This is a genomic window from Rossellomorea yichunensis (assembly GCF_032337515.1).
In the GTDB taxonomy this organism is placed as follows: domain Bacteria; phylum Bacillota; class Bacilli; order Bacillales; family Bacillaceae_B; genus Rossellomorea; species Rossellomorea yichunensis.
Window position 1 is genome coordinate 804,423 of sequence record NZ_JAVYAD010000001.1, and the last position, 12,697, is coordinate 817,119.

At 38.4% G+C, this 12,697-nt stretch carries 11 protein-coding genes and 2 other annotated features; of the genes, 9 read left to right on the forward strand and 2 right to left on the reverse strand.

Annotated elements, in window-relative coordinates:
- The first annotated feature begins 274 nt into the window (after positions 1-274).
- The 5 genes from RSX31_RS03960 to RSX31_RS03980 all read left to right on the forward strand — a co-directional run bounded on the left by RSX31_RS03960 (position 275) and on the right by RSX31_RS03980 (position 6,192).
- Positions 275-1,072 carry an alpha/beta fold hydrolase gene (locus RSX31_RS03960; RefSeq protein WP_148969195.1) on the forward strand — a complete coding sequence of 266 codons (798 nt, stop codon included), beginning with the start codon at positions 275-277 and terminating at the stop codon, positions 1,070-1,072.
- Positions 1,073-1,355: 283 nt separating this feature from the next.
- Complete coding sequence (locus tag RSX31_RS03965) at positions 1,356-2,081, forward strand: YwaF family protein (RefSeq protein ID WP_315633534.1); 726 nt, start codon at positions 1,356-1,358, stop codon at positions 2,079-2,081.
- 57 nt (positions 2,082-2,138) lie between these two features.
- Positions 2,139-2,690, forward strand: coding sequence for a glycerol-3-phosphate acyltransferase (locus RSX31_RS03970; RefSeq protein ID WP_315633404.1), 552 nt, complete (start codon positions 2,139-2,141; stop codon positions 2,688-2,690).
- Positions 2,691-2,725: 35 nt separating this feature from the next.
- Positions 2,726-4,336, forward strand: a complete 1,611-nt coding sequence (locus tag RSX31_RS03975) for an aminotransferase class V-fold PLP-dependent enzyme (protein WP_315633405.1) — start codon at positions 2,726-2,728, stop codon at positions 4,334-4,336.
- Positions 4,333-6,192, forward strand: coding sequence for an LTA synthase family protein (locus RSX31_RS03980; RefSeq protein ID WP_315633406.1), 1,860 nt, complete (start codon positions 4,333-4,335; stop codon positions 6,190-6,192). The genes RSX31_RS03975 and RSX31_RS03980 overlap by 4 nt, the downstream gene beginning before the upstream one ends.
- 48 nt (positions 6,193-6,240) lie before the next feature.
- On the opposite strand, the gene RSX31_RS03985 is transcribed toward RSX31_RS03980, so the two are convergent.
- Both RSX31_RS03985 and RSX31_RS03990 read right to left on the reverse strand, forming a co-directional pair.
- The gene (locus RSX31_RS03985; protein WP_148993728.1) at positions 6,241-6,618 is read right to left on the reverse strand and encodes a hypothetical protein; all 378 of its coding nucleotides are present in this window, start codon (positions 6,616-6,618) and stop codon (positions 6,241-6,243) included.
- A 131-nt stretch (positions 6,619-6,749) separates the two neighbouring features.
- Positions 6,750-8,003, reverse strand: a complete 1,254-nt coding sequence (locus RSX31_RS03990) for an ATP-binding protein (RefSeq protein ID WP_315633408.1) — start codon at positions 8,001-8,003, stop codon at positions 6,750-6,752.
- A 409-nt stretch (positions 8,004-8,412) separates the two neighbouring features.
- On the opposite strand from RSX31_RS03990, the gene RSX31_RS03995 reads away from it, so the two are divergent.
- From RSX31_RS03995 to thrS, 4 genes are all read left to right on the forward strand, one after another.
- The gene (locus RSX31_RS03995; RefSeq protein WP_187443370.1) at positions 8,413-9,315 is read left to right on the forward strand and encodes a YitT family protein; all 903 of its coding nucleotides are present in this window, start codon (positions 8,413-8,415) and stop codon (positions 9,313-9,315) included.
- Positions 9,316-9,520: 205 nt separating this feature from the next.
- Entirely contained in the window at positions 9,521-9,832 is a 312-nt protein-coding gene (locus RSX31_RS04000; protein ID WP_315633410.1) for a hypothetical protein, read from the forward strand.
- Between the two features lie 45 nt (positions 9,833-9,877).
- Entirely contained in the window at positions 9,878-10,699 is an 822-nt protein-coding gene (locus RSX31_RS04005) for an undecaprenyl-diphosphate phosphatase (RefSeq protein WP_315633411.1), read from the forward strand.
- A gap of 71 nt (positions 10,700-10,770) precedes the next feature.
- Positions 10,771-10,992, forward strand: a binding site (T-box leader).
- 33 nt (positions 10,993-11,025) lie between these two features.
- Positions 11,026-11,249 (forward strand) — a binding site (T-box leader).
- Positions 11,250-11,300: 51 nt separating this feature from the next.
- Complete coding sequence (gene thrS, locus RSX31_RS04010; protein WP_315633412.1) at positions 11,301-12,524, forward strand: threonine--tRNA ligase; 1,224 nt, start codon at positions 11,301-11,303, stop codon at positions 12,522-12,524.
- Positions 12,525-12,697 lie beyond the last annotated feature (173 nt).

Here is a 12,697-nt window from a genome sequence, read left to right on the forward strand (position 1 = left end):
TAAATGTAAGGGATTACTGATATTGGCAGGTGATCTGCCATTCATCACAAAATGTTCGGAATTTCTTCAGCTATTATATGACAAAGTGACTTCAGATAGTATAGAATGAAAGATAATTAAGGTAAGGCTTCAAGAGCATAGAGTGCATCATGCAATTGTTTTGAAAATCGATTTTCACATTAATGATGGTTAATTGAAGTAAAACGGTTCTCGAATAATTGGCCTGATTCACTTCATTCTTTTGGTAGGTTGTGCTGTTTTAAGGAGAGAATTGATGCTAGAATACAACGTTCATCAAGGAGTCGGCAAAGAGTATGTGGTGTTTCTCCATGGAATTGGGGGAAACTCAAGAATTTTCGGCAAGCAGCTCGATATATTCAAGAAATCTTATAATGTAATAACGATTCATTTGCCAGGGCATGGAGAGTCCCCAAGTGTAGAATCATATAATGAAAAATTCACAATTGATTTAAATGTGCGTGAAGTTCTTAAAGTACTTGATCATCTGAAAGTGGAGAGGGCACATTTTATAGGCATATCCCTTGGCTCGGTTCTAATTCACGCTTTGCTCCAAACTGCTCCAAATCGGGTGAAAAGTGCCGTTTTAGGAGGGGGGATAACAAGGTTTAATTTATTATCCAATACACTTCTGAAAATCGGTGACGCAGTAAAAAATATCATTCCATTTATGTGGTTATATAAAATTTTCGCCTATATCATGATGCCTAAGAGCAATCACAAAGTTTCACGAAAATTATTCATCCGTGAAGCAAAGAAAATGAACCGTAATGATTTTCTCGGCTGGTATCGCCTTACCCCTTATGTGAAATCAACATACGCTTCTGTACAAGAAAGGGCTTCTCATATTCCCAAGCTTTACATATCCGGGAAAGAAGATCACCTATTTGTACAGTCTCTTGATCAGGATACAAAAGGAGACCCATCTGCCACGAAAGTGTTCATTGAAGATTGCGGCCATGTTTGTAATGTAGAGAAGCCAAGGGAATTTAATCGACTGGCACTTGATTTTATTTATAAGAACCAGGGTGTACCATTACGCAAGGTTCAATAAAAACAGATGTTTCCCATTTCTTTATCGAGATGGGAAATTTTTTGTTAATGCCTGTATTCTCATATGGGAAAGTAGATAAATCTCTGTTAAGTAATCTGATGGTTCTTAACAGGGATTTTTTTGTTCTCTGGTTAAGGAATTAGAGAAAGGGAATAGGGGGGATGGAGGGCGATGATTGGGTGATATTCTTTTGATAGGTCCGTCCCTTAAAGGAATTATGAAACATTAAGAGAATATAGTACCTATGGGTGTGCTAAAGGCGGGTGAGGGTTTCGTGAAAGAGATGATGAATTTCAGGTATGAGGAGTATCCTTTTGTGTTGTTTTCGGTATCCCATGTGGCAGCAATGATTGTCTCGTTGGGATGTATGATCGGTTTGTATGTGCTTAGAAATCGATTAAGCTGCAGAGGTAAGGCTGTTTTAAAATGGCTTCTCATGGTGCTCCTGGTTTTGAGTGAAGCATTATTTCAAATTTGGTACATTATCAATGATCTTTGGGATGTAGCCATAAATTTGCCGTTTCAATTATGTTCCATCTCATTGTATTTGTGCACGATCATGCTTATTACGAAAAACTATAGAATCTTTGAAATCAGTTTTTTTGCGTGTATGACAGGTGCTTTAATTGCCATCGTGACACCTGAGTTGTTTTTTGGCTTTCCCCACTTTCGATATTTTCAATTTTTCTTAGCACATTTGGGGATTGTATTATCCTGTTTGTACATGGTATGGATCGAAGGCTTCACATTGACGTTCCGGTCTATGGTGAGGTCATTCATTGCTTTAAATCTAATCGCTGTGATCGTGTTCGTGGTGAACAGATTGGTAGGAGCAAATTATATGTTTCTTTCTCATAAACCGTATAATGCAAGTCCCATAGACTATTTAGGCGAGTATCCCTACTATCTCCTGGCTCTTGAAGTTGTCGCCATTATATTATTCAGCCTTCTTTATTTGCCGTTTTATCTCTTAGAAAATAGGAAAAGTAGAGGAAATGTAAATACATGAAACTTTCCTGGGTTTCAATTCGTCTATTACATATAAGAAAAGTCAGGTGTAGGTATGATGAGTAATAGTATAATCATAAGTATTATCATTTTGGTTTCTTACAGTCTAGGAAGTATTACGGGTGCTTATTATATAGTGAAAATGTTTACCGGCGAAGATATCCGTAAACTTGGAAGCGGAAATGTCGGAGCGACGAATGCAGGTCGAGCTATAGGGAAAAAAGGTTTTCTTCTGACGTTGCTGATAGATGCCGGGAAAGTGATTCTTGCATTAATGATCACGGCACAACTGGCAGAAGGTGAAAGTTATTTTGTTCTCAGTTCTATATTTGTCATGATCGGACATCTGTTTCCAATCCAGCTTGGACTTCACGGGGGAAAGGGAGTAGTTGCTTATTTAGCAACTGCATTATTTCTTAATCCACTTACAATTGGGGTTTTCGCCATCACTATGGGAATCTCATATATGATTTTGAGAAAATACACCATTGCAGGTTTTCTTTCAATGGCAACCATTCCGATTACGGCATATGTGATTGAGAGTTCATTCACCATTTTTATCGGATTATTGTCACTTTTTGTGACGGTTCTGTTGGTCCATAAACGATAACTGAAGCAATCTGCGGATACATAGGAGGTACGAGAATGGAAAACCTTTCTCTTCATTATAAAATTGCAAGTGAAACTGATGAGTTTCAACAAATCTATACATTAAATTATCAGACCTTTGTGGAAGAAATACCTCAGCACGAAGGAAATTCAGAACGCAAATTGATTGATAAGTTTCACGATGAAAATACATACGTCATTGCTAAAGATGAAGATGAAGTCGTGGGCATGATCGCGGTTCGTGCCAAGCGTCCCTTCTCTTTGGATTTAAAACTGAGTGATCTGAATGAATATTTGCCGGCCAGTGCCGTTCCTTGTGAAATTCGCTTATTATCTGTAAAAGAAGCATATAGAAGTACAAGGGTATTTTATCAATTATGTGAGCGTTTAGTATCTTTTTGCTTGGAGAAAGGATATACGATGGCTCTCATTTCAGGAACGGTTCGTCAGCTAAAGTTGTATAAACGAATCGGCTTTCAGCCTTTTGCTGATCTCGTGGGGGAGGAAGGGGCAAAATTTCAGCCAATGTATTTAACCCGTTATAGCTTCGAAAATTCGACGAAAGCCTTTCAGCGATTAATGATTCGCAAAACAGAAAGTTCAGTTCCGCTTTCCTTCCTCCCAGGTCCGGTTCAACCTCATGAAAACGTAGAAAAAGCTTTCAAAGGAGAAGCCATTTCTCATAGAAGCAGCTCGTTTATTCATGAAATGGAAGAAGTAAGAAGATCATTATGCGAAATAACAAACGCAAACTATGCAGAAGTTGCAGTGGGAACGGGCACCCTATCTAATGATATGGTTGCGGCTCAGCTGAAATCTTTGTCAGGCAGCGGCCTAATTCTTGCAAACGGAGAATTTGGGTTCAGGTTGATTGATCATGCAAACAGATTTGATTTACATTTTCATACGTTAGAAAAGGACTGGAATGAAGCAATTTCATTAGGCGAAGTGGAAAGTTTACTCCGGGAAAATCAAAATATTAAATGGCTTTGGACGGTTCATTGTGAAACGTCGACAGGCTACTTGTATGATCTGAAAGGCCTACTTTCTCTGTGCAAAAGGTATGGAGTGGAGCTATGCGTCGATGCCTGTAGTTCGGTTGGGACCATTCCGGTGGACTTTAAGGAAGTGTACTTTGCCACAACGGTCAGTGGGAAGGGGTTAGGCTCTTATCCCGGCCTCGCCATTGTATTTCATCGAGATGAAATACAGCCCAGCCCATCAATTCCAAGGTATCTGGACATGGGAATGTACGAGGTGAATGCAAGCATCCCATATACCCACTCATCTAATCTAGTAAGGGCGCTAAAGGAGGCACTGCATTTTATTCAGTTTGAAATGCATGAAAATTTAGCTCAGAGAGTAAGGTATGTGCTAACTCAAGGAGGATTTCATATATTAGGGGATGAAAACTATTCTCCTGGAGTGATTACAATTGCACTGGAGAGGGAACAGTGTAGTAGGCAGTTTGGTGATGTTTGTAAAGATAGAGGTATTTTATTAAGCTACGAAAGTGACTATTTAGTAAAGAGAAATTGGGTTCAGGTAGCACTTATGGGAAGACAAAACGAACGAAAGGTTTTGGAAGCAATGAACATACTCAACAAAGAATATCAAAGCAATGTCGATTCAAGGGTTGTGAAATGAACAGGTTATCCCGTTTTATTTCTCGCTTTAAGACATATAAATTAATTGGGTTTGCACTCATAACCTTATGGTTGAAGACCGTATTAGTTTCTTTTATTGGGTTTAATTTACATATCGAATCCTTATTGGACTTATTACTCATCATATTCAATCCTCTTGGTTCGTTAATGCTATTAATTGGTTTCAGTTTTTACTTCTCTAAGAAGATAAAACCCGCTGTTGTCATCCTTGTTATGGGGATTGCAACCGGGCTTTTATACGGTGATCTTTTATATTTTCGATTTTACTCAGATTTTGTTACTGTTCCGATTTTATTTCAGTTTAAAAATGTGGGGGGGATCGGACCAAGTACCTTTGAACTGATGAGTCCCTGGGATCTCCTTTTAATTGTAGATTTCCTGATTGTCGGGTGGTTATTAAAGAGAAAGTGGACGGCTACCTCTTCCATTAAGGTCTCAAAGAGGTGGAAACTTTCATATATCGGGTTGAGTCTAGTGTTACTACTTGTAACCGTAGGATTAGGGCTGATGAAATCCCCATATTTATTTGCTGAATCATATGATAGAGAGCAAATGGTCAAATCAGTGGGACCATACAATTATCACCTATATGACATTGGGGTTGAAGCTACGGTACCCTTCACCAAGATGCTTGCCAGTAAATCAGACACAGAAGCGTCCATTAAATATACACAATCCAAGAAACATAACAACTCCGATTTGTACGGTGTTGCCGATGGAAAAAATGTTGTACTGATCAGTATGGAATCTACCCAAAATTTTGTCATCAACCAAAAAGTCGATGGTGAAGAAATCACACCTTTCTTAAATTCATTAATCAAGGATAGCTTTTATTTCAATCAAATTTATGACCAGACAGCTCAAGGGAAAACCTCAGATTCTGAATTCATGATCGATACTGGTTTATACCCATTAGCAAGCGGTTCAGCATTTGTTCGCAAACCGGATAACCGTTATAAAAGTATGCCTCATATTTTGGAAAAGAAAGAAGATTATTATGCGGCAGTTTTTCATGGGAATGATCGCACTTTTTGGAATCGTGAAATTATGTACGAATCGTTAGGCTACGACCGCTATTTTTCAAAGAGAGATTTCAATGTTACGGAAGAAAACTCTGTTAACTACGGATTAAAGGATATCCCGTTCTTTGAGCAATCCATTTCGTATCTTGAGAAATTACCTCAACCGTTTTACACCCGTTTGATTACGCTGACCAATCACTTTCCTTTTTTATTGGAAGAAGAGGATAAACTTATTCCAGAGGCTTCAACAAATGAGGATGTTGTGAACCGTTACGTAACAACCGTACGTTATGAGGATGAAGCGATTAAATCATTGTTTAACAGGCTTAAGAAAAATGGTTTATATAAGGACACGATTTTTGTACTATATGGAGACCATTATGGCATCTCCGAAAAATATGAAAATGGAGTGTTCGAACTTTTAGGGCAGGAAGACACCCCGGTGAATCATGTAAAACTTCAACAAGTACCACTCATTATCCATGTGCCTGGTGAAAAGGGAAAAACAATCGAAACGATAGGTGGAGAAATCGATATTCGTCCAACCATTCTCCATTTATTGGGGATTAAAACGAAGGATAATCTTTCCTTTGGACATAATCTGTTCACACGAAAAGAAGATCACCCAGTCATTTTCAGGGATGGTGACTTTGTAACTGAAAAGTACGTCTTTAAAGACAATGTTTGCTATGATAAGAGCAGTGAAGCAACGACTTCTGAATCATCATGTGAGCCATTTAAAGAAACCGTAAGAAAAGAATTAGGCATGTCTGATGATATTATTTATGGAGATTTGTTGAGGTTTTTAGATTAGACGAAGAAAACCCGGCTCTATTGTAGAGTCGGGTTTTGGATTGGTCATTTAATTATCGATAATATTATTATGTAAACTTAAGTCATTCCTTTTAGAATTCATTTCATAGAATCTTCCATTAAACCCGATCACTTCTAGACTAAATATACGGTTCGGGTCATTTAGGCTTATGTAGTGTCTATTTATACGTAATGTAAATAGTCCAGGAGAATAGGCTCCGTTTCCATTTGCAAGTTTAATTCTCTCAGTAATGTTCCCATTACCATTTTCCAATTCAATGATAGAGCAGTCTTTATTGCAATCCATATTGTATTCTTCATGCAGCCAAAGGGTAAAATCTTTTTCTGTAGGCTTATTGAGAATGGTTATTATGCAAAGGGTTACGATTACACCTATTAGAAATAGGAATGTCCATTTTTTACTCATTGTATTTAGCCTCCCACCAGGTTGTAAAGCCCTGGAAAATCTTGATAAATTAAGTGTATCACAGATTAAGAGAGATGAGATTACTCTAATATAAAAGCTTAGGATAAAATATCCTAAGCTTTTGGTTATGTTTATTGTTTGGTTGTGAGAGGGAGAAGAATTTTCACAATGGTGCCCTTATTCAACTCACTTTCGTACTCAATCATTCCACCCATTTCCCGAATGATTTTGTTCGTCACCATGCTTCCAAGGCCGGTGCCCTTTGTTTTCGTGGTGTAAAAAGGTAAACCGATCTTTTTTAACTCATCCTCAGTCATTCCTTTTCCCGTGTCTGAAATATTGATTACCACATTGTCCCTGAAAGAGTCTTCTTTTATAAAGATGGTGATTTCTCCATGTTCCTCAATGGATTCAATTCCGTTCTTGATGACGTTCATAATCGCTTGCTTCATATGATGTTCATCACCCTTAATATAATGGTTGTCGTTTTGCTGGAATAGTATCGATGTATTCGAATAGGAGGCAAATGGTCTTAGTAAGTCGACACAGTCCTGAATCACTCTTTCCAGGTTGAGTGTAGACAGCTGAAATTCACTAGGTCTTGCTACGCTTAGATAGTCTGTGATGATTTTATTCGTACGATCTAATTCATTCAGAATAAGAGGGGAGTACCTTTTAAACTGCTCATCCTCGGTGCCCTCGCTTAGATGCTGTATGAATCCTCTTACGGTTGCAAGGGGATTGCGAATCTCATGGGCAATAGAAGCCGCCATCTGTCCCACCATATTCAATTTGTCGAGATACACCATTTCTTCGATCTGTCTGTTCGTGTGAATCAAATGTTCAATAATGAATACAAGAGCCACAAAAGTAAAATAGAAAACGGTGAAATAAATAAAATAAAAAGTCAAATGAAGAATAGGAATAAAGCTGTTGATAATCGTGATGTAAAACAATGAATGAACCAGGAAGATAATTGTACTCCCCAATAATTTATATTGTGTATTTAATAGCATCCTACGAAAGAGAATGCCTATTACAAACGCAAGGACCGAGACCGTTATTCCAACCATGAAATATGGACCGCCGATTAAATAGCGGAAGATGATCACGCAACCTAAAACGATCGATCCTGAAAATAATCCGGCGTAGATCGTTGCTATTAAAATGGCGATCATGCGTAAGTCAAAATGAGTTTTTCCAAGGGTTTCAATCGGATAAAGCATACACAATAAAGCCCCAAAGGATGCTATAAGACCATAAGTGAGTTTATGTTTAAAATGTGGAACTTGTTTTTCTTTAAATGGAAATAATACGTTAGCATTATACGTAAATGAAAACAAAATTGTAATATTGACCAACAAAGTTTTGATTAATGTAATCAAAGAAAAGCCTCCAAAACCTAATTTACCTGGAAACAGAAAACAGTTCCAGCTTATCCAAAATATGAATATACAAGTATTAAAAATACTTCATTTTCCCCTTTGAGTCAAATTTAATTGGCTGAGGGACGGACCTTGAAATGATAAATAGAAAATGGTTGGATAACTTGATTAGCATGATTAAAACAAGGTATTCGTTAAGCCAATGGAAGTTGGACTGTGCTCATTTAGAGTTCCGTCCCTCACTATAAGCAGGTATTTTGGAGGGGATAATAGAATATATAAGTTATACAAGCTTGTTTTAGGGAGCTTTAGGGTATTGGTTTTCTGTTTGTTACATAGATCATTTTGATTCCAGTGAGATGAGTTCAGAAGTTGTCGCGGGATGTTTATCTTTGGAGGAGGAATGAAGATGATTGAAGGACAGGTAATAAATCAATTGCAGCAAGTGAAAGTAAAGCATAAGAAGATTCCCCTTAAAGAGGTAGTGAAAAGAGCTGTCCTCATTACCATCGGGGCGATGATCATGGCGGTTGGCCTTGAAATATTCCTAGTCCCAAACCAGGTCATTGATGGAGGAATCGTTGGTGTCTCGATTATGCTCTCCCATATTACAGGCGTTAAGCTTGGTCTTTTCATCTTTATCCTTAATATCCCCTTTTTCTTCATCGGATATAAACAAATCGGAAAAACCTTCGCATTCTCTACACTATACGGAATTATCATATTATCGATTTCAACTACATTTCTTCATCCGGTAGCTGCCTTCACCCAAGATATTCTGCTGGCTTCTTTATTCGGAGGGATCGTCCTTGGAATAGGAGTGGGTATGGTCATTCGTTACGGCGGATCTCTTGATGGAACGGAAATCCTTGCTATTTTATCAAGTAAAAAGCTGCCCTTTTCTGTCGGTGAAATCATCATGTTTGTCAATCTGTTCATTTTGGCTTCCGCCGGATTTGTATTTAGCTGGGATAGAGCCATGTATTCACTTCTGGCCTATTACGTAGCTTTTAAAATGATAGATATTACGATTAAAGGACTGGATGAATCCAAATCGGTTTGGATCATAAGTGAAAATTACAAGGAAATCGGTGATGCCCTCTTACACCGACTGGGGAGAGGAGTGACGTATTTGAAGGGAGAAGGTGCTTTTTCAGGAGATGATAAGAAAGTGATATTCTGCGTCATCACTCGTCTGGAGGAAGCGAAACTTAAAGACATCGTTGCAGAACATGATCCATCCGCCTTTCTAGCCATTGCGGATATAGCAGAGGTAAGAGGTGGAAGGTTTAAGAAGAAAGATATTCATTAGACATGAGAGAAAGCGCCGTAGAGGGAAGCCTTTTACTTTGCTTTTTATTGATTTAAACTGAAAATTGACCGATTATGCTCTTTTCGTGACCATTCAGGCTAATGATTCATTGGAAGTGCTCTGTTCGGTAGCGTCCAATTTCTTATTGTCGTCCAATTTCCGTTATAGTATGATAAGCTAGATTATCTCGAGAGGGGGGAAGAGAGTGAAGAAAATTATGCTGCTTGTGCTATTTTGCTCATTTGAATTTTTCCAGCAGATGAACGATATTCAGGCTCATAGGGGAGATGAAGTCATTCAGGATCAAGCTCAGATTGCCTATCTTGACGATGATTCTTTCTCATTAAATCCTTCTCTTGTGATGAAGAAAATAGAAGATAAAAGCAGGATTCCTTTTAAAAGAATTCTGCCTCTAATTCCTCTGACTCTTTCCAATGAAGGACTATATGCCCGTTATCGTGGTGATTCAACCGGGTTTGGGGTCATCGTGAAATATCACTCCAACTATCTTTCATAACTGTCATATTCACAGCATGATTACAAGATAGAGGAGAAATGATAAATGGACGTCATCATGTTAATTAAAGCATTTATATTGGGAATGGTCGAAGGGTTAACGGAGTTTGCTCCTGTATCTTCCACTGGCCATATGATAGTAGTAGACGATTTATGGATCCAATCGAAAGAAGTATTGGGTAAATATCCAGCAAATACGTTCAAAGTTGTGATCCAACTAGGCTCAATTTTAGCAGTTGTCATTGTATTTAGAGAAAGATTTAAAGATTTACTCGGATTTAAACACCGTACCGCAAATAAATCATCCAACTTAAAATTAACACATATACTGGCTGGATTAATTCCTGCTGTGATTCTAGGCTTGTTATTTGAGGATTATATCGATGAGCATCTTTTTTCGCTTAGTACGGTCCTGGCTGGTTTAACAATCGGTGCATTCCTCATGATTGCAGCGGATTTGTTTCGTCCCAAGATTGTCACAGTGGAGAACGTCGATCAGATAACACATAAAAAAGCGCTGGTGATCGGGCTTATTCAATGCTTATCATTATGGCCAGGTTTTTCGCGGTCTGGATCGACCATTTCTGGAGGAGTTTTACTTGGATTAAGCTACCGGGCAGCATCAGATTTCACATTCATTATGGCGGTTCCGATTATGTTGGGAGCAAGTTCGCTTTCTCTTATGAAGAACTGGATGTATTTTACCCCTGAGTTTTTACCGTTTCTATTGGTTGGGTTCTTAAGTGCATTTCTATTTGCTTATCTGTCGATACACTTTTTTCTGAAGGTGATTAATAAAATCAAGCTAATTCCTTTTGCGATCTACCGACTTGTTCTAGTCGCAATTATTTTTCTTGTTTTTATTTAAACACTCTTGACAGTTAGAAAATACTACCATATAATTTCAATAACAAATTTATTCTAAATTGAATATACTATACGAAAGCAAAGATGAGGACATGATTCATTCCGTTTTTTCTTGATCAGAGAGCAGGGTCACCGGCTGAGAGCCCTGAAGAGAAATGAATGATTTACCACCTCGGAGCTATTATGGTGAAATGTCAGTATCCATAATCGGGAAAACCGTTATCTTACTTAAGCGAAGAGTAATATTTTACACTTCTGAATTAGGGTGGAACCACGACCGCACTCGTCCCTTGGTTAGGGATGGGTGCGGTTTTTTATTAATTGAATAATAAAGTGATGAAGAGGACACGAATCATTTGTTGTTTTTCTTACCAGAGAACAGGGTCACATGGCTGAGAGCCCTGAAGAAAAGGAAAGGATTTACCACCTCGGAGCTATTATGGTGAAACGTCAGTATCCATAATCGGGAAAACCGTTATCAACTTTGAGCGGAGGGCTTTTGTTTAGCACTTCGGAATTAGGGTGGTACCACGACCGCATTCGTCCCTTGACAGGGATGAATGCGGTTTTTTATATATATAAAATAATTAGGAGGAAACAAAATGTCAATTCAATCTGAAGTGGAAAAACGAAATCACAGGAAATTAGGTCAGGAGTTGGAGCTGTTTGTATCGATGGAGGAGGCACCCGGGATGCCCTTTTATTTACCGAAAGGGATGCTATTACGAAATGAGTTAGAAGAATTTTGGAAGCGGGAACATCGGAAAGCTGGATACCAGGAGATTAGAACTCCCATTATGATGAAGCAGGAGCTATGGGAAAAGTCAGGTCACTGGGATCATTACCATGAGAATATGTATTTCTCAGAGGTAGATGATCAGAAATATGCGATCAAACCAATGAGTTGTCCAGGGGCAGTATTAATCTATAAAAGCAAGAGAAGAAGTTATCGGGAGTTACCCCTTCGATACGGTGAACTGGGATTGGTTCATCGACATGAGCTATCGGGTTCATTAAGTGGATTATTGAGAGTCCGTTCCTTCACTCAGGATGATGCTCATCTATTTGTTAGGGAAGATCAAATTCGGTCGGAGCTTCATAAAGTATTGGATCTGATCGATCTTTTCTATAGTAAATTCGGATTTGACTATAAGGTTGAGCTTTCGACTCGTCCGGAAGATTTTATGGGCTCCGTTGCATTATGGGATCAAGCTGAAGGAGATTTGGAAGGTGTGCTGAAAGAGAGAGGTGTCAATTATCATGTTAATAAAGGAGACGGTGCTTTCTACGGGCCAAAAATAGATTTTCATATATTGGACGTCATTGGTCGAAGCTGGCAATGTGGAACAGTTCAACTTGATTTTCAAATGCCTGAAAAATTTGAGTGTGAATATATTGGGGAAGACAATCGAACAGTCAGACCGATTATGATTCATCGAGCGATATACGGTTCAATCGAACGCTTTATGGCAATCATCATTGAACATTTCGGAGGAGATTTTCCGCTTTGGTTAGCTCCACACCAGGTCAAAATCCTTCCGATCTCAGACGCACAAATCCAATATGCTCAAGATGTGAAGTCTCAATTAGAAAGAGAAGGGTTTAGGGTAGAAATCGATGATCGTGTAGAAAAAGTCGGTATGAAAATCAGAGAAGCAGAGATGCAAAAAGTTCCTTATATGATGGTAATAGGAGATAAGGAGGTCGAGAGTGATACTATTTCGTTACGTAAGAGGAAGGAAGGAAACATAGGTATGTTGAAGATAAAAGAGGTTATGTTGAAACTACAAGAAGAGGTAAAGGGCTTGGGTGGTAAGGAGAACTAAATGAAAAATCCACTTGAACATTTCCTGTATTTTCTATACAATGAGAGAAGGAAAATTCTGAATAGTGCGAGAGGGGGAGAAGGTATGTTAATCAATCGTCAATCATATTTCAGCATTTCTTCCCCTATAAAAAGAACTAAAAGGGTATTCATTCCCTTTTTAGTTCTTTTTTT

Excerpts from the sequence above, each read along its gene's own strand:
- RSX31_RS03995 (WP_187443370.1), top strand. The coding sequence starts at position 8,413 with ATGATTGAAGGACAGGTAATAAATCAATTGCAGCAAGTGAAAGTAAAG.
- RSX31_RS03965 (WP_315633534.1), top strand. The coding sequence starts at position 1,356 with ATGATGAATTTCAGGTATGAGGAGTATCCTTTTGTGTTGTTTTCGGTA.
- RSX31_RS04005 (WP_315633411.1), top strand. The coding sequence starts at position 9,878 with ATGGACGTCATCATGTTAATTAAAGCATTTATATTGGGAATGGTCGAA.
- RSX31_RS03970 (WP_315633404.1), top strand. The coding sequence starts at position 2,139 with ATGAGTAATAGTATAATCATAAGTATTATCATTTTGGTTTCTTACAGT.
- RSX31_RS03975 (WP_315633405.1), top strand. The coding sequence starts at position 2,726 with ATGGAAAACCTTTCTCTTCATTATAAAATTGCAAGTGAAACTGATGAG.
- RSX31_RS03980 (WP_315633406.1), top strand. The coding sequence starts at position 4,333 with ATGAACAGGTTATCCCGTTTTATTTCTCGCTTTAAGACATATAAATTA.
- RSX31_RS03960 (WP_148969195.1), top strand. The coding sequence starts at position 275 with ATGCTAGAATACAACGTTCATCAAGGAGTCGGCAAAGAGTATGTGGTG.
- thrS (WP_315633412.1), top strand. The coding sequence starts at position 11,301 with ATGTCAATTCAATCTGAAGTGGAAAAACGAAATCACAGGAAATTAGGT.
- RSX31_RS03985 (WP_148993728.1), bottom strand. The coding sequence starts at position 6,618 with ATGAGTAAAAAATGGACATTCCTATTTCTAATAGGTGTAATCGTAACC.